Annotated in this window: 21 protein-coding genes; 10 read left to right on the top strand and 11 right to left on the bottom strand. The window is 69.3% G+C overall.

All coding sequences use genetic code 11. The features are described 5' to 3' along the window. The first annotated feature begins 165 nt into the window (after positions 1-165). A complete protein-coding gene (locus tag I55_RS25480) occupies positions 166-648 on the top strand; it encodes an RNA pyrophosphohydrolase (protein WP_044563526.1) in 483 nt (160 codons plus the stop codon). A gap of 7 nt (positions 649-655) precedes the next feature. Continuing rightward, the gene (locus tag I55_RS25475; protein WP_044563525.1) at positions 656-1,051 is read left to right on the top strand and encodes a hypothetical protein; all 396 of its coding nucleotides are present in this window, start codon (positions 656-658) and stop codon (positions 1,049-1,051) included. A 74-nt stretch (positions 1,052-1,125) separates the two neighbouring features. Here the strand turns inward: I55_RS25475 and I55_RS25470 are convergent, their stop codons facing one another. The 6 genes from I55_RS25470 to I55_RS25445 all read right to left on the bottom strand — a co-directional run bounded on the left by I55_RS25470 (position 1,126) and on the right by I55_RS25445 (position 7,437). Beyond that, complete coding sequence (locus tag I55_RS25470; RefSeq protein WP_085940108.1) at positions 1,126-1,911, bottom strand: acyl-ACP desaturase; 786 nt, start codon at positions 1,909-1,911, stop codon at positions 1,126-1,128. Positions 1,912-2,391: 480 nt separating this feature from the next. Beyond that, positions 2,392-2,817 (bottom strand): F0F1 ATP synthase subunit epsilon, encoded by a 426-nt coding sequence (locus I55_RS25465; protein WP_044563524.1) that lies wholly within the window; start codon positions 2,815-2,817, stop codon positions 2,392-2,394. 84 nt (positions 2,818-2,901) lie between these two features. After that, positions 2,902-4,341, bottom strand: coding sequence for a F0F1 ATP synthase subunit beta (atpD, locus tag I55_RS25460; RefSeq protein ID WP_044563523.1), 1,440 nt, complete (start codon positions 4,339-4,341; stop codon positions 2,902-2,904). Between the two features lie 44 nt (positions 4,342-4,385). Next, positions 4,386-5,276: a F0F1 ATP synthase subunit gamma gene (locus tag I55_RS25455; RefSeq protein ID WP_044563522.1), complete on the bottom strand. Its 891-nt coding sequence runs from the start codon at positions 5,274-5,276 to the stop codon at positions 4,386-4,388. A 71-nt stretch (positions 5,277-5,347) separates the two neighbouring features. Beyond that, a complete protein-coding gene (gene atpA / locus I55_RS25450; RefSeq protein ID WP_044563521.1) occupies positions 5,348-6,877 on the bottom strand; it encodes a F0F1 ATP synthase subunit alpha in 1,530 nt (509 codons plus the stop codon). Beyond that, complete coding sequence (locus I55_RS25445; protein WP_044563520.1) at positions 6,877-7,437, bottom strand: F0F1 ATP synthase subunit delta; 561 nt, start codon at positions 7,435-7,437, stop codon at positions 6,877-6,879. The genes atpA and I55_RS25445 overlap by 1 nt, the downstream gene beginning before the upstream one ends. Before the next feature lie 302 nt (positions 7,438-7,739). Between I55_RS25445 and I55_RS25440 the strand changes: the two genes are divergently transcribed. Then, positions 7,740-8,075, top strand: a complete 336-nt coding sequence (locus tag I55_RS25440; RefSeq protein WP_044563519.1) for a hypothetical protein — start codon at positions 7,740-7,742, stop codon at positions 8,073-8,075. A 195-nt stretch (positions 8,076-8,270) separates the two neighbouring features. Here I55_RS25440 and I55_RS25435 read toward each other — a convergent pair whose 3' ends face one another. Next, positions 8,271-9,287: a diacylglycerol kinase family protein gene (locus I55_RS25435; RefSeq protein ID WP_044563518.1), complete on the bottom strand. Its 1,017-nt coding sequence runs from the start codon at positions 9,285-9,287 to the stop codon at positions 8,271-8,273. A 150-nt stretch (positions 9,288-9,437) separates the two neighbouring features. Between I55_RS25435 and I55_RS25430 the strand changes: the two genes are divergently transcribed. The 5 genes from I55_RS25430 to I55_RS25410 are packed head-to-tail and all read left to right on the top strand — an operon-like array spanning position 9,438 to position 14,621. Next, positions 9,438-10,259, top strand: a complete 822-nt coding sequence (locus I55_RS25430) for a UDP-2,3-diacylglucosamine diphosphatase (protein ID WP_044563542.1) — start codon at positions 9,438-9,440, stop codon at positions 10,257-10,259. Next, the gene (locus I55_RS25425; RefSeq protein ID WP_044563517.1) at positions 10,256-11,302 is read left to right on the top strand and encodes a glycosyltransferase family 1 protein; all 1,047 of its coding nucleotides are present in this window, start codon (positions 10,256-10,258) and stop codon (positions 11,300-11,302) included. Before I55_RS25430 ends, I55_RS25425 begins: the two co-directional genes overlap by 4 nt. 34 nt (positions 11,303-11,336) lie before the next feature. Next, positions 11,337-12,698: a 3-deoxy-D-manno-octulosonic acid transferase gene (locus tag I55_RS25420; protein ID WP_307718728.1), complete on the top strand. Its 1,362-nt coding sequence runs from the start codon at positions 11,337-11,339 to the stop codon at positions 12,696-12,698. Next, the gene (gene lpxK, locus I55_RS25415) at positions 12,695-13,714 is read left to right on the top strand and encodes a tetraacyldisaccharide 4'-kinase (RefSeq protein ID WP_044563516.1); all 1,020 of its coding nucleotides are present in this window, start codon (positions 12,695-12,697) and stop codon (positions 13,712-13,714) included. Before I55_RS25420 ends, lpxK begins: the two co-directional genes overlap by 4 nt. After that, positions 13,707-14,621, top strand: coding sequence for a lysophospholipid acyltransferase family protein (locus I55_RS25410; RefSeq protein WP_044563515.1), 915 nt, complete (start codon positions 13,707-13,709; stop codon positions 14,619-14,621). Before lpxK ends, I55_RS25410 begins: the two co-directional genes overlap by 8 nt. On the opposite strand, the gene xseA is transcribed toward I55_RS25410, so the two are convergent. Continuing rightward, positions 14,618-16,267: an exodeoxyribonuclease VII large subunit gene (gene xseA / locus I55_RS25405; protein WP_083901424.1), complete on the bottom strand. Its 1,650-nt coding sequence runs from the start codon at positions 16,265-16,267 to the stop codon at positions 14,618-14,620. The genes I55_RS25410 and xseA overlap by 4 nt on opposite strands. A gap of 60 nt (positions 16,268-16,327) precedes the next feature. On the opposite strand from xseA, the gene purD reads away from it, so the two are divergent. Together purD and I55_RS33480 are read left to right on the top strand one after the other, a co-directional pair. Beyond that, on the top strand, positions 16,328-17,626 hold the full coding sequence (gene purD / locus I55_RS25400) for a phosphoribosylamine--glycine ligase (protein WP_044563514.1): 1,299 nt from the start codon (positions 16,328-16,330) through the stop codon (positions 17,624-17,626). Between the two features lie 49 nt (positions 17,627-17,675). Continuing rightward, on the top strand, positions 17,676-18,596 hold the full coding sequence (locus tag I55_RS33480; protein WP_049974485.1) for a tetratricopeptide repeat protein: 921 nt from the start codon (positions 17,676-17,678) through the stop codon (positions 18,594-18,596). On the opposite strand, the gene I55_RS25390 is transcribed toward I55_RS33480, so the two are convergent. The 3 genes from I55_RS25390 to I55_RS25380 form a co-directional block, all read right to left on the bottom strand. Next, entirely contained in the window at positions 18,593-19,276 is a 684-nt protein-coding gene (locus tag I55_RS25390; RefSeq protein WP_044563513.1) for a hypothetical protein, read from the bottom strand. The two genes, I55_RS33480 and I55_RS25390, sit on opposite strands and share 4 nt — an antisense overlap. Before the next feature lie 24 nt (positions 19,277-19,300). Next, entirely contained in the window at positions 19,301-19,735 is a 435-nt protein-coding gene (locus tag I55_RS25385) for a nucleoside deaminase (protein WP_199902719.1), read from the bottom strand. A gap of 97 nt (positions 19,736-19,832) precedes the next feature. After that, on the bottom strand, positions 19,833-20,567 hold a 735-nt coding region (locus tag I55_RS25380; protein WP_044563511.1), incomplete at its 5' end, for an alpha/beta fold hydrolase.

Raw genomic sequence — 20,567 nt, 5'->3', positions numbered from 1 at the left:
CGCGAACGCGATCATTCCTTACGTCTGGCCCTGGGCGTTGAAACGATTTGCCGGGGACGGGGCGGCAATGCCTATTTTTCAGGGTCACGACTCGGGCGCGGCGCTGGCGTGCGGCGCGGCCTGCGATTAGGCTGCCGCCGACTTCCCTTGACGAGCCCAGCCCCCATGTCCTCCAAACCCGTCGACCCCGCCACCCTGCCCTACCGCGCCTGCGTCGGCATCTGCCTGTTCAACGCCCAAGGCCTGGTTTTCGTCGGCCAGCGGCAGGACACGCCCGGCGCCTGGCAGATGCCCCAAGGCGGCATCGACAAGGGCGAGACGGCGGCGGAGGCGGGCCTGCGCGAGCTGATGGAGGAGATCGGCACCGACAAGGCCACCATCCTGGAGGAGACGGCCGACTGGCTGCGCTACGACCTGCCGCCGGAACTGCTGGGCCGGGTGTGGAAAGGCAAGTACCGCGGCCAGAAGCAGAAATGGCTGGCCTGCCGCTTCACGGGCCAGGACAGCGACATCGACCTGGCGACCGAGCATCCCGAGTTCGACGCCTGGCAGTGGGTGCCGCTGGAGCGGACGGTGGACCTGATCGTCCCTTTCAAGCGGGAGATCTACACCCAAGTGGTCGCCGCCTTCCGGCATTTGGTGGGCTGAAGCGACCATGGACGACCGTGTCGTCTTCAGCGATGGCCGCAGCAGCGTAATTCTGCATCCGCCGCTAGCGGAATCCGACGGTCATGGCTTCGATCTGACGGTAGACCTTGTCGGCGGGCCATTCGCCGGTACCATCCTGGCCACGACTTATCTTTCTCTCCAAGCTTGGGACCGGTTCCGCAACGACTTGGCGCGGTTGCATAAAAGCCTGAGAGGCGAGGCAAGCACCGACACCTGGTTTTCGAACTTCAATATCGCGTTGAGGGGGGATGGGCGGGGTCATATTCGGGTAACCGCGGATGCTCGGGACGAGTGGTCTGACACCACTACGCTCTCCCTCAGCTTCACCATCGACCAGACCCACCTGCCCCCCATCATGGCCACCCTTGAGCGATGGGCATAAGTTCGCCTCTACCTCAAACAAAACGCCGCCCAGGGCAACCCGGGCGGCGTTTTGTTTTCAGCGCGGCAGGAGCCTCAGGCGGCCAGGGGCACGCCGGCCTTCTTCATCATGCGCTTGTAGGCGTAGCGCGAGGCGACATCATGCAGCCAGCCCTGGGGCTTCAGGCCGCTGGCCTTGAACACCATGGCGACCATGCGGTCCAGGTGGTGCGGACGGTAATAGCTGTAGGCCCGGCGCACATAGTTCTCGAACGCCGTCTCCCGGTGATAGGGCGCGTCGCCATTGTTGGCGGCATGGTAGGCAAAGGACAGCTCATCATCCTCCGTCTCATTGATGCGCGAGAGCGAGACGCGCAGGCGGCCGAACTTGCCCAGGCGCTCCTTTTCCAGGTACTCGCCCAGGTAATCGTAGAACAGCTTGTAGTGCCTGAACTCGTCGGCGGCGATGTGGCGGCAGATCTGCTTCAGCACCGGTTCGTCCGTCGCCTCGGCCAGGGCGGTGTAATAGCTGCTGGTACCGGTCTCGACGATGCAGCGCGCCACCAGCTCACCCGCGCGGGAGCCACGCACCGATTGGCTGACGTCGATGTCGATCTTGTAGCCTTCGCGGAAACGCGTCACCGCCGCCTGGAAGCTCCAGCTGGGATCGACGCGCTCGGCCCAGGTGCCCAGCGCCTCGCCATGCTGCACTTCCTCCACCGCCCACTGGCGGGCGGTCTGGCAGAAGTCGGGATTGTCGGCGAAGACGTTGCACAGGTAGTCGGCGTAGCTGTCGCCGTTGTACTCGACCAGGGCGGCGGCCTTGATCAGCTTCAGGATGTCGGCGTCAACCTTGGCCGGCTCCAGCTTGTCCCAGGGCAAGCCCGCGATCGTCCAGTGACCCGACCGAGAGTCCGTGGCCCGAGATTCAGTAGCGTCGACGTCTGCCATGCGCGTTCCGTTCTTGATGCCCCAGGGCCGGCGCGTCCGTTTCCGGGCCGCCGGCATCCCATGACCATTACACGGGGCCCGATGCCGCCACCGTGCCCCCACTGCAACGGCCAGGCCCCATTTAAGTTTCGAAAAGCCCGCCCGGTCATGAAAAGGCCGGCGTGCTTCCCGCGATGCCCCACCCGCCGGTATGCCACAAATCCGTAACATCCGCCAAGTCGGGCGACGGCCAAGCTAGCACGATGCCGCCGATCGGCAAAATCCCCGCCCGGCAGGGGTGGAACTATTGTGCCAAATCAACGGTCTGGGTTCAGGTCTGGGCCGCACCGTCCAAGGACGAAGGGGGCCAGGCACGGTGTCCTGGCCCCCTTCGGGTGCTTGCGATTCGCTCTTAACTGCCCGCCTGGCCGCTCAGTGGGCGGCCGCGCCAGCGCCCAGGGCTTCCAGCTTGGCCTGCGCCACGGCCAGCTTGGCCTCGGCGGCGCGCTTCGCCGTCTCGCTCGTGGCGTCGGCCACGTCCTCGGCCAGATCCTTGACCTGCTGCTCGATGGCCGCGCGGTCCAGGGCCGACACCTCGACCGCCTCTTCCGCCAGCACGGTGCAGCGGGTCTCCGTCACCTCGGCGAAGCCGCCGGCGACGAAGATCCGGTTGCTGATGGTGGTGATGCCATCGAGGTAGATGTCGATGACGCCTGGCTTCAGCGTGGTGATCAGCGGGGCGTGGCCCGGCAGGGCGCCCAGGTAGCCTTCGGTGCCCGGCACGACCACCATGTCCACCGGCTGGGAAACCAGCAGCTTTTCCGGCGACACCAGCTCGAATTCAACCTTATCGGCCATGATGGGACTTCCGTTCAGCGACGTGTTCTCAAGAAAACGGACGGAAGGGGTCCGCCCCCTTCCGTCCTGGACCTACTCAGGCGATCAAGCGGCCTCGGCGGCCATCTTGCGGGCCTTCTCGACGGCTTCCTCGATGGTGCCGACCATGTAGAAGGCCGCTTCCGGCAGGTGGTCGTACTGGCCGGCCACGATGCCCTTGAACGCGCGGATGGTGTCTTCCAGGCTGACCAGCACGCCCGGCGTGCCAGTGAACACCTCGGCCACGTGGAAGGGCTGGGACAGGAAGCGCTGGATCTTGCGGGCGCGGGCGACCGTCAGCTTGTCCTCTTCCGACAGTTCGTCCATGCCCAGGATGGCGATGATGTCCTGCAGCGACTTGTAGGTCTGCAGCACCTTCTGCACCGAGCGGGCCGTCTGGTAGTGCTCTTCACCCACGACGCGCGGGTCCAGCGCGCGGGAGGTGCTGTCCAGCGGGTCCACGGCCGGGAAGATGGCCTGTTCGGCGATGGCGCGGCTCAGCACCGTCGTGGCGTCCAGGTGGGCGAACGAGGTGGCGGGGGCCGGGTCGGTCAGGTCGTCGGCGGGCACGTACACGGCCTGCACCGAGGTGATCGAGCCCTTCTTGGTGGAGGTGATGCGTTCCTGCAGGGCGCCCATGTCGGTGGCCAGCGTCGGCTGATAACCCACCGCGGAGGGGATGCGGCCCAGCAGCGCCGACACCTCGGCACCCGCCTGCGTGAAGCGGAAGATGTTGTCGATGAACAGCAGCACGTCCTGGCCTTCCTCGTCGCGGAAGTATTCCGCGATGGTCAGGCCGGACAGGGCGACGCGGGCGCGGGCCCCCGGCGGCTCGTTCATCTGACCGTACACCAGCGCCACCTTGGAGCCGGGGCCGTCGAGCTTGATGACGCCCGACTCGATCATCTCGTGGTACAGGTCGTTACCTTCACGGGTGCGCTCACCCACGCCGGCGAACACCGACACACCACCGTGCGCCTTGGCGACGTTGTTGATCAGCTCCATGATGGTGACGGTCTTGCCCACGCCGGCGCCGCCGAACAGGCCGATCTTGCCACCCTTCAGGTACGGGGCCAGCAGATCGATGACCTTGATGCCCGTGACCAGGATCTGCGCGTCCGTCGCCTGCTCGGCGAACTCCGGCGCGGAACGATGGATGGGGTAGGTCTTCTCCGACGCGACGTCGCCACGCTCGTCGATGGGCTCGCCGATCACGTTCAGGATGCGGCCCAGGGTGTTGGGGCCCACCGGCATCTGGATGGGGGCGCCGGTGTCGGTCACGGAGGTGCCGCGCACCAGACCGTCCGTGCTGTCCATGGCGATGCAGCGCACGGTGTTCTCACCCAGATGCTGGGCGACTTCGAACACAAGGGTCTTGCCCTCGTTCTGCGTGTGCAGGGCGTTCAGGATGGCGGGCAGTTCGGCGTCGAACTGCACGTCCACCACGGCGCCCAGCACCTGCGTGATACGGCCGACGGCGTTGGTCGCCTGGTTAGTCGTAGCCATGGGGTAAGCTCCCTCGGACCCTTGCGAATGTTGTCGTGGCGCCGTCAGACCGCTTCAGCACCGGAGATGATCTCGATCAGCTCCTTGGTGATGAAGGCCTGGCGCGTGCGGTTGTAGTTAAGCGTCAGCTTCTTGATCGTGTCGCCGGCATTGCGCGTGGCGTTGTCCATGGCGGTCATCTGCGCGCCGAAGAACGAGGCCGAGCTTTCCAGCAGCGAGGTGTAGACCTGGATGGAAAGGTTGCGCGGCAGCAGGTCGTTGAGGATGTCCTCCTCCGACGGCTCGAACTCGTAGATGGCCTTGGGCTCGGTGGAGGCCGGAGCCTCTTCCGTCGCGGCCGCCACGGCGAACGGGACGATCTGCTGGACGGTGACGATCTGCGTCATCGCCGACTTGAACTTGTTGAAGATGATGGAGGCGACGTCGAACTCGCCGGCGTCGAACAGCTCCAGCACCTTGTCGGCCACCTGGGCGGCATCCGCGAAGCCCAGGCGCTTGCCGCCCAGGTTCTCGTAGCTGTGCACCAGCAAGGAGCCGAACTCACGGCGCAGCAGGTCGCGGCCCTTGCGGCCCACGGTCAGCAGCTTCACCGTCTTGCCCTCGCCCTGCAGGCGGGCGATCTGGCGCTTGGTCTCGCGGACGATGGTGGCGTTGAAGCCACCGCACAGACCACGGTCGCCCGTCAGCACGACCAGCAGGTGCACCTGGTCGGAACCGGTGCCCGCCATCAGCTTCGGGCCCTGCGCGCCCGCCGGCACGTTGGCGGCGAGGGAGGAGAGCATGCGGCCCATGCGCTCGGCATAGGGACGCCCGGCTTCGGCCTGTTCCTGCGCGCGGCGCAGCTTGCTGGCCGCGACCATCTTCAGGGCCGAGGTGATCTTCTGCGTCGACTTGACGCTGTCGATCCGGATCTTGAGGTCCTTAAGGCTGGGCATGCCGTGCCTTCACTTCCTGAGAGAACTGGACTGACAGGCGGCCCCCGGGGAGCCGCCCGCCGTTACGGAGATCAGGCGAAAACCTTGGAGAAGCTCTCCAGGAAGGCCTTCAGCTTTTCCTCGGTGTCCTTGCTGATCTGCTTGTCGGTGCGGATCGCGGTCAGGATGTCCTGGCCCTTGCTGCGGATCTCGTCCAGGAAGCGCGCCTCGAAGCGGTTCACGTCCTCGACCTTCACCTTGTCCAGGAAGCCGCGGACGCCGGCGAAGATGGAGACCACCTGCTCTTCCACCGGCAGCGGGCTGTACTGCGGCTGCTTCAGCAGTTCGGTCAGGCGGGCGCCACGGTTCAGCAGGCGCTGGGTGGCGGCGTCCAGGTCGGAGGCGAACTGGGCGAAGGCGGCCATCTCGCGGTACTGGGCCAGTTCCAGCTTGATGGTGCCGGCGACCTGCTTCATCGCCTTGATCTGGGCGGCGGAGCCGACGCGGCTGACCGACAGGCCGACGTTGATGGCCGGGCGGATGCCACGGTAGAACAGACCCGTTTCCAGGAAGATCTGGCCGTCGGTGATGGAGATGACGTTCGTCGGAATGTAGGCCGACACGTCACCCGCCTGGGTTTCGATGATGGGCAGCGCCGTCAGCGAACCGGCGCCATAGCCGTCGGCCATCTTGCAGGCGCGCTCCAGCAGGCGGCTGTGCAGGTAGAACACGTCGCCGGGGTAGGCTTCACGGCCCGGCGGGCGGCGCAGCAGCAGGGACATCTGACGGTAGGCGACGGCCTGCTTGGACAGGTCGTCGTACACGATCAGGGCGTGCATGCCGTTGTCGCGGAAGAACTCGCCCATGGCGCAGCCGGTGTAGGGCGCCAGGTACTGCAGGGGCGCCGGCTCGGACGCGGTGGCGGCCACGACGATGGAGTATTCCATCGCGCCGGCTTCCTCCAGCGTCTTCACGATCTGGGCGACCGTGGAGCGCTTCTGGCCGACGGCCACGTAGATGCAGTAGAGCTTCTTGGACTCGTCGCCGCCGGCGTTGATGCCCTTCTGGTTGATGAAGGCGTCGATGGCGACGGCGGTCTTGCCGGTCTGACGGTCGCCGATGATCAGCTCACGCTGGCCACGGCCGACGGGCACCAGGGCGTCCACGGCCTTCAGGCCGGTCTGCATGGGCTCGTGCACCGACTTGCGCGGGATGATGCCGGGGGCCTTGACCTCGACGCGCTTGCGCACGACGTCGACCAGGGGGCCCTTGCCGTCGATGGGGTTGCCCAGGCCGTCCACGACGCGGCCCAGCAGACCGCGGCCCACCGGAACCTCGACGATGGCGCCGGTGCGCTTCACCGTGTCGCCTTCCTTGATGGCGCGGTCGTCGCCGAAGATCACGGCGCCGACGTTGTCGGCTTCCAGGTTCAGGGCCAGGCCCTTGATCCCGCCCGGGAACTCCACCATCTCACCGGCCTGGACCTTGTCCAGGCCATGGATGCGGGCAACACCGTCGCCGACCGAGAGCACCTGGCCCACTTCAGCAACGTCGGCCTCGGTGCCGAAATTCGCGATCTGCTGTTTCAGGATCGCGGAAATCTCTGCGGCGCGGATTTCCATCAGCCCACCCCTTTCATGGCGATTTTCAGCTTGGTCAGTTTGGTGCGCACGGAACTGTCGATCATGCGCGATCCGACCTTAACGATCATGCCGCCCAGCAACGTCGGGTCGACGCTGGCGGCGACGGAAACTTTGGAGCCCAGAGCCTTCTTCAGCGCGTCGGTCACTTCCGACAGCTGGTCGTCCGTCAGCGGACGGGCCGAGACGACGGTGGCCGTCTCCTCGCCGCGGCGCTGGGCCAGCTCGGCGAGGAAGGCGGCGATCATGCCGTCCAGGGCGAAAAGCCGGCGGTTCTGGGCCACCAGACCAATAAACTTGCGCACAAGCTCGGACGTGCCCGCCTGGGCCAGCACCGCCTCCATGGCGCGCGCCTGCTCGGCACGCGACAGGACGGGGCTGCGCACAACGCGACGCAGGTCTGCGCTTTCGGCGAGAACCTGCTTGAGCGACGTCAAGTCCTGCGCGGTTTGGTCCAGCGCCTTCTGCTCGTCGGCAAGGTCGAACAGCGCCGCCGCGTAGCGGGCCGCCAGTCCGGATACGACTGTCCCTTGGGATGCCACCTGGAAACCTCGGTTAATCCGCAGACCTGAAGGATTTCAGGGCCTTAGCATTGTGGGTCCGAACCGGGTGAAAACCACCCCGGCGTCGGGCGTCGTGCACTTAACACAGGATGCCGCAGGGCGCAACTGCCGCACTCCATCGAAAGCATACTATCCCACGGGTGAGCGAAGGCCTTTAAGGCGCCATTAACAGTTGGGGCCGCATAGTGCACCCAACGCGCCAAAGCCACCCGGCGCACAGACGAAAAAGTCCGGCGCCGTCCGGACATCTCCGATCCAGGGTGGCAGAGTGCTGGTGAGTCATGACTGTCGTCCCCTTCTCCTCTGCCCGCTTCACCCCTTTCGATCTCACCGAATGGAACAGTGTCGCCCAGCCCAAGCTGGAGCGCGGCCTGTGGGAAGCGGTGAGCCGCCATACCGCGCCGGATCATGACCAGCTGATCGTGCGCTTCCCCAACCTGGACCGCCCGGTCTTCCGCTTCGAGCGCGACCGCCGCGGCACCTACCGCCTGTACTTCAACGACCGTCGCGGCTGGTACTGCATCGGTACCGGCGAAAGCGCCGAGGAATGCCTGTCGGTGTGGCGTGGCCGCGTGCCGCGCGCCACCGCCGAGGCCGGCGCCCAGACGGGCCGTTGATACTAAAGAACGAGGGGGCGGCCCTGCACGGGGCGCCCGTTCGTAAGCACCCGTTGCCTGATTTGGACGTGGCCTTCGGTTGGTAATGCCTGACTGTCGTTTTGAGTCGCGTGACGTAGCGTAGCGTTGTCTTTGACCAGTGGTTCTTGAGTAGCGTTGCCTGGATTTGACACCCAGGGGCAGACCAGCGCCCCTTCAGGGCAGACGGGACACGGGGCGGAGCGGCGGCGCCAGCACACGGAACGGCGCCGCCGTTTCCATATCCACCGGCAGGCGGGCGATGGTGTCGCCATCCCCCTGCACCGGATCGCCCAGCGGCCCTTCGATGCGCACCCGCACGGCGGGCACCACGCGGTATCCCAATCCCCGCCGGCCTTCATTCCCCCCTAAGGCGCCCCACCGGGCCAGCCGTCCGGCGACCAGCGCCGCGCCATAGCCCAGCGCCGCCAGGCGGCCACCGTCCGTGAACAGGCAGACGTGGAATCCGCCCTCGTCCAGCCGGGCGTCCGGGGCGCAAACGAAGCGCCCGCCGTAGAAATGCCCCTTGGCCACGATGCAGGACGCGGCCTCGTGCTCCTGCCGGCGGCCGGCCGCGTCCTGCGTCACCACATGGTAGCGCGGGCTGGGCCAGCGGGCGATCTGGGCCAGACTTTCCAGGACATAGGCGCCCTTGCCCAAGCGGCGCTTTACCGCCGGGTCCACCCCTTCCACCACATGGGCGTCCAGCCCCACGCCGGCCATCATGGTGAACAGGCGGCCGTTGGCGCGGCCGGCATGGATGGTGCGCGGCACCGCCCCGGCCAGGGTACGCGCCAGGTCGGCCACGCCGGACGGCAGGTCCAACTCCGCCGCCAGCACGTTGGCCGTGCCCAGGGGGATCAGGCCCAGGGCCGGCGGCGCGAGCGTCGGCGCGGCCAGCAGGCCGTTCACCACCTCGTTGATGGTGCCGTCGCCGCCCGAGGCCACCACCGCGTCGGGGATGCGACCCTGCGTCAGGGCGCCGGTGGCCGCCAGGGTCGCCAGCCGCTCCGCGTCGCGCGGACCGGTGGTTTCCACCACCACCACATCCGCCCCGCCCTGGCGCAAGACATCGACCACGCGGCCCATCAGGCCCCGCCGCCGGCGCCCCGCCACGGGATTGTGAATGATCAATAGACGGCGCGCGGCAGCGGCCAGTGGTTCCGTGACAGCCAAGTGAAGGGCGGAAGACATATTTATGAATGCCTCGTGAATATATGGTGAATTCCTTGAACTCACCCTTATCACCATTTGTCTTGCCCTACATGCTGCGGTATAGGCCTGTCAACATTACTATTGATTGTCTCTTGTGGGTCATCTCGGGGGCGTAGGATGGAGACGGACATGGAGACGGAACACGAGGCCCCGCGGCGCTACCGCAGCATCTGGCTGTCGGACCTGCATCTGGGAACCCGGGGGTGCCAGGCCGACATGCTGCTGGATTTCCTGAAGCACACCGAGTCGGAGTACCTGTACCTTGTGGGCGACGTTGTCGACGGCTGGCGCCTGAAGAAGGGCTGGTACTGGCCGCAGAGCCACAACGACGTCGTGCAGAAGGTGCTGCGCCGGGTGCGCAAGGGCGCCAAGGTCTTCCTGATCCCCGGCAACCATGACGAGGTCTTCCGCGACTTCATCGGGCTGCAGTTCGGCGGCGTCACCATCCTGGAAGACACCATCCACACCACCGCCGACGGCCGCCGCTTCCTGGTGCTGCACGGCGACCTGTTCGACGCGGTGGTGAAGTACGCCAAGTGGCTGGCCTATGTCGGGGACAGCGCCTACACGGTGCTGCTGACCCTAAACACCTGGCTGAACGCCGCCCGCCGCCGCTTCGGCTTCCAGTACTGGTCCTTGTCCGCCTACTTGAAGAACCGCACCAAGAAAGCGGTGGAATTCATCGGCAACTACGAGCAGGCGCTGGCCGACGAGGCCAAGCGCCGCCAGGTCGACGGCATCATTTGCGGCCACATCCACCACGCCGAGATGCGTGACATGGGCGGCATCCTCTACTGCAACGACGGGGATTGGGTGGAATCGTGCACCGCTTTGGTCGAACACGCCGACGGCACGCTGGAGATCATTCACTGGGCGGACGAGGTGCGCAAGCGCGCGGCGGCACGGGCGCCCGGGCAACCGGGTGGGACGACGCAGAAGGCTGCAGCGTGAAGATCCTCATCGTCACGGACGCCTGGCACCCCCAGGTCAACGGCGTGGTCCGCACCCTGACCACGACGCGGGACGAGCTGCGCCAGTTGGGCCATGAGGTCGAGGTCATCGCCCCCGACCGCTTCCGCACCGTGCCCATGCCCACATATCCGGAAATCCGCCTGGCGCTGAGGCCCGGCGCCAGGCTGCGCCGAATGATCGACGAGATCCAGCCCGACGCCATCCACATCGCGACGGAAGGCCCCTTGGGCTTGGCCGCCCGGCGCTATTGCCTGCGCCGGCGCATCCCCTTCACCACCGCCTACCACACGCGCTTCCCAGAATACGTCCGCGACCGCTTCCCGGTTCCGCTGCGCCTCAGCTACGCCCTGGTGCGCCGATTCCACGCGCCTGCCTCGGCCGTCATGGTGGCCACCCCGTCCATCGAGAACGACCTGAAGGACCGCGGCTTCCGCAACATCAAGCGCTGGTCGCGCGGCGTGGACACCGACCTGTTCCGCCCGCGCGAGAAGGATTTCCTGCCTTTCCCGCGCCCGATCTTCATGTATGTCGGCCGGGTGGCGGTGGAGAAGAACATCGAGGCCTTCCTGTCGCTGGACCTGCCCGGCACCAAGGTGGTGGTGGGCGGCGGCCCGCAGCTGGACGACTTGAAGGCCAAATACCCGGCCACCCAGTTCGTAGGCCCCCAGCACGGCGAGGATCTGGCCAGGCACTACGCCGCCGGCGACGTCTTCGTCTTCCCCTCCCGCACCGACACCTTCGGCCTGGTGCTGCTGGAGGCGCTGGCCTCCGGCGTGCCGGTGGCCGCCTATCCGGTGCCGGGCCCGCTGGACGTGCTGGCGGGGTCGGACGTGGCCGTGCTGGACGAGGACCTGCGGAAGGCCGCGTTGGCGGCGCTGGAGATACCGGGCGACAAGTGCCGGCGCCATGCCCTGACCTTCTCCTGGTCCGCGTCCGCCGCGCAGTTCCTGAACAACCTGCGCCCCTTCCGCGGCCATCCGGTGCTGGATCCACCGGCGGAAGAAGCCAAGCAGGCCAGCTGAGCCCCGCTTGCGGTTACGCGCGGGCGGCTCTAGGGTGGCGGCGACTGCGGCGGGTGTCCCCGCCGCCCCGCTGTTCCCGAACACGATCGGCATGCTGGAAGCGCTTTATCGCGGGCTGACCGCCCTGGCCGGCCCGGCCGTCCGCCGCCTGCTGGACCACCGGCTGGCCGCCGGCAAGGAAGACCCGAACCGACTGCCTGAACGCCTGGGTCACCCCGGCCTGCCCCGCCCCGAGGGCCGGCTGATCTGGCTGCATGCCGCCAGCGTGGGCGAGTCGCTAGCCGTGCTGCCGCTGATCGACCGGCTGCTGACGCTGGCGCCCCGGCCCACCGTGCTGGTCACCACCGGCACCGTCACCTCCGCCACCCTGATGGCCAAGCGGCTGCCACCGGGTGCCCTCCACCAGTTCGTGCCGGTGGACCTGCCGGCGGCCGTTGCCCGCTTCATCGACCACTGGCGGCCCGATGCCGCCCTGTGGATCGAATCGGAGTTCTGGCCCAACCTGCTGCGCGTCCTGCGCAAGAGGGGCGTGCCCACGGCCCTGGTCAACGCCCGCCTGTCGGCCGGCAGCCACCGCAACTGGCGCCGCGCGCCGCGCACCGCCCACCGCCTGCTGTCCACCTTCCGCCTGGCGCTGGCCCAGACGGCGACGGAGGCCGACCGCCTGCGCGACCTGGGCCTGGCCGACGTGCGTTGCGTCGGCAACCTGAAATACTCCACCAGCCCGCTGCCGGCGGAGCCGGAGGCCCTGGCGGCGCTGCGGACCGCCATCGGCGGCCGCTCCACCTGGGTCTTCGCCAGCACGCATCCGGGCGAAGACGACCTGGCCGCCCAGGTTCACCGGCGCCTGGCCCCTCGCATCCCCGGCCTGCTGACCCTGGTGGCGCCCCGCCACCCCACGCGGGGGCCGGAGATCGCCGCCGCCGTCGAGGCCCAGGGCCTGACCGTCAGCCGCCGCGCCACCGGCGCCCTGCCAGGCCCCGGCGACGCCCTGCACGTGGCCGACACGCTGGGGGAACTGGGCCTGTTCTTCCGCCTGGCGCCCGTGGCCGCCGTCGGCGGATCCTTCGTGCCGGTCGGCGGGCACAACCCCATCGAGCCGGCGCAATTGGGCGCCGCCATCGTCTACGGCCCGCACATGCACAATTTCGCGGAGATCGCCGCGACGCTGGAGGCCGCCGGCGGCGCCCGCCGGGTGGCGGACGTGGACGGCCTGGCGGACGCCGTGCACACCCTGCTGACCGATCCCGAAGCCCGTGAGGCCCAGGCCGCCGCCGCCAAGGCGGTGGCCGACGACAACCGCCACGCCGTGGACCGGGTGATGGCCGCCCTGGCACCCCTGCTGGCGGAAGCCGGCATGACGCTGCCTGAACACGCTCCCGGGGACCCACCGTGAAGGCCCCCGCCTTCTGGTACCGGCCGCCGGGGCTGGCGGCGGCGCTGCTGGGCCCCCTGGGCGCGCTCTACGCCGCCGGCGCCCGCCGGCGCCTGGCCGGAACAGCGCCGCAAGGGGTGGGCATCCCCGTCGTCTGCATCGGCAACCTGGTGGCGGGCGGCGCCGGCAAGACACCGCTGGCCCAGGCCGTGATGCGCCGCCTGCTGGTGCGCGGCATCCGGGCGCACTATCTGTCGCGCGGCTATGGCGGACGACTGCGGGGTCCCGTTCAGGTCAACCCGGCCGCGCATGTCGCCGCCGACGTGGGGGACGAGCCGCTGCTGCTGTCCCGATCAGCCCCCGCCTGGATATCGGCCGACCGCCTGGCCGGCGCCCGCACCGCCCGCGACGGCGGCGCCCAGGCGGTAGTCATGGACGATGGCTTCCAAAACCCGGCCCTAGCCAAGGACCTGTCCCTGCTGGTGGTCGATGGTGGCGCCGGCTTCGGCAACGGCCGGGTCATTCCCGCCGGGCCCTTGCGGGAGGAGCTGGCCGACGGCCTGGCCCGTGCGCATGGCGTGGTGATCGTGGGCGCCGACCGCACCGGGGCTGGGGCGCGGGCGGCCGGATTGGCCCCCGCCGTGCCCGTGCTGGCCGCCCGGCTGGTGCCGGACGCGGACGTGGCGGCGACGCTGGCCGGCCGCACGGTCCTGGCCTTCGCCGGCATCGGCCGGCCGCAGAAGTTCTTCGACACCTGCCGCGACATGGGCCTGTCGCTGGCCCGGGGGGTTCCCTTTCCCGACCACCATCCCTATACGGAAAGCGAGATCGGCCGATTGCTGGACCAGGCGGCCGACCTGGGCGCCACCCCGCTGACGACGGAGAAGGACTGGGTGCGCCTGCCGCCCGCGGTCCAGGCCCGGGTCACCGCCCTGCCGGTGGTGCTGACTTTCCAGGACGACGGCGCGCTGGACGCGCTGCTGGACCGCGTGACAAGAGACATCCCCAGGGACACCTCCAGAGACACCGATGGCTAACCACAGCCCCCTGCGCCGTTCCCTGACCCGCACCCTGGGCTATCCCCTGGAAGCCTTCTGCGTCCGCGCCCTGTTCCGCCTGCTGGGCCTGTTGCCGGCCGACACGGCGTCGGACCTGGGCGGCTGGGTCGGCCGCACGCTGGGGCCGCGCCTGGGGGGCAACGCCACGGTGTTGCGCAACCTGGAACGGGCCATGCCCCAGCTGGACGCCGCCGCGCGGAACCGCGTGGCGCGGGAATGCTGGGACAATTTGGGCCGCACCATGGCCGAATACCCGCACCTGAAGACCATCTCGCGCGAGTGGGAGCAGCGGGTGGATCTGGTCGGCGCGGAACACGTCCGGGGTCTGGTGACCGACGGCAAGCCCGGCGTCATCCTGACCGGCCATTTCGCCAACTGGGAACTGGTGGCGATGACGGTGTTCAAGTGCGGCACCACCATGACCGCCATCTACCGCGCGCCCAACAACCCGTCGGTGGACAAGCTGCTGGCCCAGGCGCGGGGCGAGCTGGGCACCACCCTGGTGCCCAAGGGCCGCGCCTCGGCCAAGGGCATCCTGGCCGCCATGCGGGCCGGCGGCATCCTGGGCATCCTGGCCGACCAGAAGCTGAACGAGGGCATCGCCGTGCCCTTCCTGGGCCATGACGCCATGACCGGCACCATCGCCGGCGACGTGGTGGTCCGCCACGGCGCCGTGGTGGTGCCCATGCGGGTGACGCGGGCACCCAAGGGCGCGCGCTTCCGCATCCAGGTCTTCCCGCCCATGGACCTGCCCGCCCCCACCGGCGACCGCCCGGCCGACATCCGCGCCGTCACCGTGGCGGTGAACCAACTGCTGGAACGGTGGGTGCTGGAGAATCCCGGCCAGTGGCTGTGGACCCATCGCCGCTGGCCGAAAGGTTTCTAGAACAGGCTGCCCTGGCCACCCGGTCGCCCGGCCGGTCGTGGCTTTGGCGCCGATTCGCGCTGCGTCGGAGCCGGCTTTTCCGGTATCGGCGCGCCGTCCCCATCCAGCGTGGCGCCCACGGCGCCGTCGATGAACTCCACCCGCACCCGGCCGCCGGCCGGCGCGTCGGCCGCCCTGGTCAGGGGATGACCGTCGGCGGTGGTCACAAGGGCGAAACCCCGGGCCAGCACGCCCCGGTAGGAGAGCGTCTCCAGCAGCTTGGCCTGGCCCTCCAGCCGGCGGGCGCCGTCGGCCACGGCGCGGCCGAAGCTGGCATCCAGCCGGCGGCCCAGGTCGGCCAGGCGCACCCCACCCTCTTCCGCCCGGCGCACCAGGGGCTGGGACGTCAGACGCTGCGCCAGCGTCTGGGCGCGGGTCGTGCGGTCGGTCATCAGGCGGGTGACGCCGCCGGACAAACCACGCTGGGCGATATCGAGGCGGGCATAGGCCAAGCCCAGCACCTGGGCCGGGTGGCGCAGGCCGGCGCCCAGCTTCGCCACCTCCGCCCGGTGGCGGCGGATCAGGCCGGACATGGACAGCGTCAGGCGCTCCCCCCGGTCATCCAGGCGCTGGGTGCACCCTTCCAGCAGGGCGCGGGGGTCGCCCAGGCCCCGGGCCAGCCCCTCCACCCGCGACCGGCGCTCGCCCAGCAGGCGGTTGGCCGTGCCTTCCAGCCGGCGGCCGCATTCCATCACCTGGGCCAGCAGTTCCGCCCGCACCGGCACCGCCATCTCGGCGGCGGCGGTGGGGGTGGGCGCCCGGCGGTCGGAGGCGAAGTCGATCAGCGTCGTGTCGGTCTCGTGCCCCACGGCGGAGATCAGCGGGATCTGGCTGGCCGCCGCCGCCCGCACCACGATCTCCTCATTGAAGGGCATCAGGTCTTCCAGGCTGCCGCCGCCGCGCGCCACGATCAGCAGGTCGGGCCGGGGCACGGAGCCGCCGGGGGCGATGGCGTTGAAGCCCTGGATGGCGCGGGCCACCTGGGCCGCCGCCTGTTCGCCCTGCACCGCCACCGGCCACAGCAGGACATGGCGGGGGAAGCGGTCGGCCAACCGGTGCAGGATGTCGCGGATGACGGCGCCGGTGGGGGAGGTCACAACGCCGATGACGCGGGGCAGGAAGGGCAGTGGCCGCTTGCGCTGCGCATCGAACAGGCCCTCGGCCGCCAGCCGACGCTTGCGCTCCTCCAGCATCTTGAGCAGCGCGCCCTCGCCCGCCAGCTCCATGGTCTCAATGATCAGCTGGTATTGCGAACGGCCGGGGTATGTCGTCAGGCGGCCGGTGCACACCACCTCCATCCCGTCCTCCGGCTTCACGGCCAGGCGCATCACCGTGCCCTTCCAGCACACGGCCTCGATCACCGCCTGGTCGTCCTTCAGGCGCAGGTACAGGTGGCCGGAGGAGACGCGCTTGGGCTGGCTGACCTCGCCGCGCACGCGGACATAGCCGAATGTCTCCTCCACCGTGCGCTTCAAGGCGCGCGACAGGTCGGAAACGCTGAGTTCCGGCAGGTTGCCGCCGGCGACGGGCGTGGCGCCGCCGTAGCCGAGATCGGAACCGTGGGGCGCCCCCGGGGAGGGGGATGAGTCGGGGAAGTCTTGAGTCATGGCGCGGGCATGATACAAGCACCCGCTCAACAGATGGAATCGTGATCGGGAGTAGTGGCGATGAAGATCCTGGTGGTCGGATCCGGCGGGCGGGAGCATGCGCTGTGCTGGGCCATCTCCGCCTCCCCCCTGTGCGGCACGCTGTGGTGCGCGCCCGGCAACGCCGGCATCCGCGACGTGGCCCACTGCGTGGACATCAAGGCCGACGACGTCGACGGCTTGGTGACCTTCGCCACGGCCAACGCGGTGGACCTGGTGGTGGTGGGGCCTGAACAGCCCCTGGTGCTGGGCCTGGTGGATCGCCTGACGGCCGCCGGCATTAAGGCCTTCGGCCCCAGCCAGGCGGCCGCCGCCCTGGAAGGCTCCAAGGGCTTCATGAAGGACATCTGCGCCAAGTACGGCGTGCCCACGGCCGCCTACAAGCGCTTCACCGACGCCGACGCCGCCAAGGCCTACGCCACCGCGCAGGGCGCCCCCATCGTGGTCAAGGCCGACGGCCTGGCCGCCGGCAAGGGCGTGGTCATCGCCACGACCCTGGAGGAGGCCATCGCCGCCATCGACGACGCCATGCTGCACGGCCGCTTCGGCAGCGCCGGCGCCGAGGTGGTGGTCGAGGAGTTCATGGACGGGGAGGAGGCCAGCTTCTTCGCCCTGTGCGACGGCACCCACGCCCTGCCCCTGGTGGGCGCGCAGGACCACAAGCGGGTATTCGACCACGACCAAGGCCCCAACACCGGCGGCATGGGCGCCTATTCCCCCGCCCCCGTCCTGACGCCCGAGTTGCAGGACCGGGTGATGCGCGAGATCGTGGAGCCCACGGTCCGGGGCATGGCGGCGGAGGGGCAGCCCTTCACCGGCGTGCTGATCGCCGGGCTGATGATCGTTGCGGGGCCCGAAGGACCCAAGCCACGCTTGATCGAATTCAACGCCCGCTTCGGCGATCCGGAATGCCAGGTACTGATGCGCCGCCTGAAGTCCGACATCGTGCCGCTGCTGCTGGCCACCTGCGACGGGCAGTTGGACCATGTCGACGTGCGCTGGCATGACGACCCCGCCCTGTGCGTGGTTATGGCGGCCCAGGGCTATCCGGGTGATTATGTGAAGAACACCGCCATCGGGGGGCTGGAGGATGCGGGCAAGGTCGACGGGGTCACCGTCTTCCACGCCGGCACGAAGGCAGATGGCGATAGCGTGCTGGCCAACGGCGGCCGGGTGCTGGGCGTGACGGCGACGGCCAAGACCGTGGCGCAGGCGCAGGCCCGGGCCTATCAGGCGGTGGACCGCATCCGCTGGCCGGAAGGGTTCTGCCGCCGGGACATCGGCTGGCGCGCGATAGAGCGGGAACAGAAGCAGGGATAAGGCCGGCGCCCCAGCACGGGGCACCAGCCGTTTTGAGGGACACGAGATCATGAATCGCCAGGACCGCCGCCGCCGCATCGCGGAAATCTCCAAGGACGCCAATGCCGGCGCGCCCTTCGTCAACGACATGCGCGTGGCCGCCGACCTGCACCGCCAGGGCCGGCTGAAGGAGGCGGAGAACGCCTACCGCGCCATCATCCGCATCTACGCGTCCGTCCCGGAAATCCGCGTGGCCTGGTCCAACCTGGGCGCCGTGCTGCAAGGGTTGGGCAAGCTGGAGGAGGCGGTGACGGCACTGAAGAAGGCGCGGTCGCTGAACCCCAACCACCCGCCGCCCTACCAGAATCTGGGCATGGCCCTGCTGGCCCAGGGCAAGGTGGATGAGGCGATCGAGAGCTTCCAGCGCGCCGTGGAACTGAACCCGCAGTTCACCGAAGCCTGGCACGCCCTGGGCGTGGCCGCCGGCCAGAAGAACGACCTGGCCGGGGCGGAGGACGCCTGGCGCCGCACACTGGAGCTGGACCCGAACCGGGCGGAGACCCGCTTCAACCTGGGCCTGATCCTGCGCAACACCGGCCGCCTGGACGCGGCCGCGGCCGAATTCCACGCCTGCGCCACCCTGGACCCGTCCCAGGGCGACGCCCGCCTGGCCCTGGCCGACACCCTGATCGCCATGGGTCGCGCCGAAGAGGCCGCCCAGATCATCTGGGTGCTGATCCAGACCACCCCGGCCCACCCGGTGCCGCAGCAGTTCTACGCCCGCGCCCTGACGGTGATGGCGCAGAGCGGCAACGGCGACGCCGCCGCCGACCGCGCCGACCAGTGGGCGGCGACTTATCCGGACAGCGAGGCCGCGCGCTCGGTGAAGATCGCTTTCAACGCCTACCGCGCTGAGAAGGCCGCCGCTGAGACCAAGGCGGAAGAGGCGCCAACGGCCGAAGCGGCGCCTGAGGAAAAGCCTGAGGCCTAAGAACCGGTGCGGTCCCGCCGCCGCTCACCCGACGCCGCCACCCGCAAGGTCGGGTGTTGGGTCGGCGGCCGGCGGCGGGAGCCCACCCAGGCCAGCCAGCACTGCCGGACCATCCAGGCGAAGAAGGCCAGGCTGGCTAGCGTCGGCACCAGGGCGATCCCCTTTTCCGCCCAGTCGGCCCGCCGCAAGAGGTCTATCATCTCCGCCACCAATCGACGGGGCGCAACCAGCAGCACACCGGCCCCATACAGGGCCGGCCCCAGGACATAGATCAGGGGCGCCAGCACCAGGCTGCGCGCTTGCCCCGGCACCAGACGGACGGGGTGGCGCAGGGTCGCCGACTCGCAGGACAGCGGCACCAGCACCGACTGGGCCATCATCGACAGGATGAAGGGCGGCATCAGGACGTTGACGGCCAACGCCATCGGCCAGCCCTCGGGGATGGTCACCAGCCCTGTCAGCCGCGCCACCGCCAGGGACACCAGGCCCAGGGCCTCAAGCCCCAGCAGGGCCAGCATGCCCCGCACCATCCACAGCAGCCGCCGTTCCTGCCCAGGCCGCACCCGCAGCATCCGGGTGCCCGCATCCTTATGGAAGGGTGTGTCGCGCACCACCTCGCCCGTCACATCGCCGCGCAAGGACCAGTACAAGGCGCCATAATCGTCCCGGTAGAGCGGCATACGGTTCCTTTCCTGGGTTGAGCGCTAACGACGTTCCCTGAAGAAGCCCCGCAGCAGGGCGCCCGCCCGCCGTTCCTGCAATCCGCCGTAGGTCTCCGGCGCGTGGTGGCAGGTGGGCTGGCCGAAGAAGCGGGGTCCGTGTTCCACCGCCCCGCCCTTGGGATCATAAGCCCCGAAATAGACCCGCCGCAGCCGGGCGAAACTGATGGCGGCGGCGCACAACGCGCACGGCTCAAGCGTCACGTAAAGGTCCAGGCCCGGCAGGCGCGGCTGTCCCAAGGCCGCGCACGCGGCGCGGATGGCCAACACCTCGGCGTGCGCCGTGGGGTCGGCCAGTTCCTCCGTCCGGTTGGAGGCGGCGGCCAGCACCGCCCCCGTGGCCGGATCGACGATGACGGCGCCCACCGGCACCTCCCCCCGCGCGGCCGCGGACGCGGCTTCGGCGAAGGCCCGCTCCATGGGCGAGGACTCGATGAACGGTTCTGGTCGGGGCGAGGGCATGCCCCAGCGTGGAACAGGGCCGCGCGCGGCGTCAAGCGGGCCTGGGGCCGATCGGTCATCCGCCGAGGAATTCCAGCAGCAGCGCGACCAGCTCATCCGGCGCTTCCTCCGGCACATAGTGGCCGCAGTCCAGGACATGCCCGCGCACGTCGGACGCGTGCCCCCGCAAGGTATCGGCCAGCACGGTGCCCACGCCGGCCTTGGCCCCCACCGCCAGGATGGGCAGGGCAAGGCCCCGCTCCGCCCGCGCGCGGGCCGCCGCCAGCGCCTGGTCACGGAAGGCGGCGCGGTAGTAGGCGAAGGTCGAGCGCAGCGCGCCGGGGGCGGACAGGATGCGCACGTATTCATCCAGATCGGCCGGTCCGATGGCCCAGCGGTTCACCGACTTGGCATGGAACAGGTGGCTGAGATAGGCGCGCTCCCGCCCCTGGATCAGCACCTCCGGCAGGTCGTCCAGCCGGTTGAAGGCGAAGTGCCAGGTGCGGGCGTTGGCCTCATCCGACGGAATGCCCGGTGGCGGTGGGGGCGTGATGCCAGGCAGGGCCGCGTCCACCAGGATCAGCCGGCGGACGTCGGCCGGCCAGTCGGCGGCATAGGCGTGCCCGATCCAGGTGCCCACATCGTGGCCGGCGACATCGATCGGACCGGCGGACAGCAGGCCCAGGGCGTCCGCCAGCGCATGCATGTCGGCCGCCACCGTGCCCAGGTCGTAACCGGTGAGCGGCCGGTCCGAATCACCGGTCCCGCGGGGATCGATGGCGATGACCCGCCGGCCAGCCTCAGCCAGCAG

Source organism: Azospirillum sp. B4 (assembly GCF_000333275.1).
Classification (GTDB): Bacteria; Pseudomonadota; Alphaproteobacteria; order Azospirillales; family Azospirillaceae; genus Nitrospirillum.
This window is presented reverse-complemented; position numbering and strand designations above follow the sequence as displayed.

Coding starts and splice junctions, on each gene's coding strand:
- I55_RS25410 (WP_044563515.1), top strand. CDS start 13,707: ATGGCTAACCACAGCCCCCTGCGCCGTTCCCTGACCCGCACCCTGGGC.
- I55_RS25475 (WP_044563525.1), top strand. CDS start 656: ATGGACGACCGTGTCGTCTTCAGCGATGGCCGCAGCAGCGTAATTCTG.
- I55_RS25435 (WP_044563518.1), bottom strand. CDS start 9,287: ATGTCTTCCGCCCTTCACTTGGCTGTCACGGAACCACTGGCCGCTGCC.
- I55_RS25430 (WP_044563542.1), top strand. CDS start 9,438: ATGGAGACGGAACACGAGGCCCCGCGGCGCTACCGCAGCATCTGGCTG.
- atpD (WP_044563523.1), bottom strand. CDS start 4,341: ATGGCTACGACTAACCAGGCGACCAACGCCGTCGGCCGTATCACGCAG.
- I55_RS25455 (WP_044563522.1), bottom strand. CDS start 5,276: ATGCCCAGCCTTAAGGACCTCAAGATCCGGATCGACAGCGTCAAGTCG.
- I55_RS25390 (WP_044563513.1), bottom strand. CDS start 19,276: ATGCCGCTCTACCGGGACGATTATGGCGCCTTGTACTGGTCCTTGCGC.
- I55_RS25385 (WP_199902719.1), bottom strand. CDS start 19,735: ATGGAGCGGGCCTTCGCCGAAGCCGCGTCCGCGGCCGCGCGGGGGGAG.
- atpA (WP_044563521.1), bottom strand. CDS start 6,877: ATGGAAATCCGCGCCGCAGAGATTTCCGCGATCCTGAAACAGCAGATC.
- purD (WP_044563514.1), top strand. CDS start 16,328: ATGAAGATCCTGGTGGTCGGATCCGGCGGGCGGGAGCATGCGCTGTGC.
- I55_RS25440 (WP_044563519.1), top strand. CDS start 7,740: ATGACTGTCGTCCCCTTCTCCTCTGCCCGCTTCACCCCTTTCGATCTC.
- xseA (WP_083901424.1), bottom strand. CDS start 16,267: ATGACTCAAGACTTCCCCGACTCATCCCCCTCCCCGGGGGCGCCCCAC.
- I55_RS33480 (WP_049974485.1), top strand. CDS start 17,676: ATGAATCGCCAGGACCGCCGCCGCCGCATCGCGGAAATCTCCAAGGAC.
- I55_RS25465 (WP_044563524.1), bottom strand. CDS start 2,817: ATGGCCGATAAGGTTGAATTCGAGCTGGTGTCGCCGGAAAAGCTGCTG.
- I55_RS25480 (WP_044563526.1), top strand. CDS start 166: ATGTCCTCCAAACCCGTCGACCCCGCCACCCTGCCCTACCGCGCCTGC.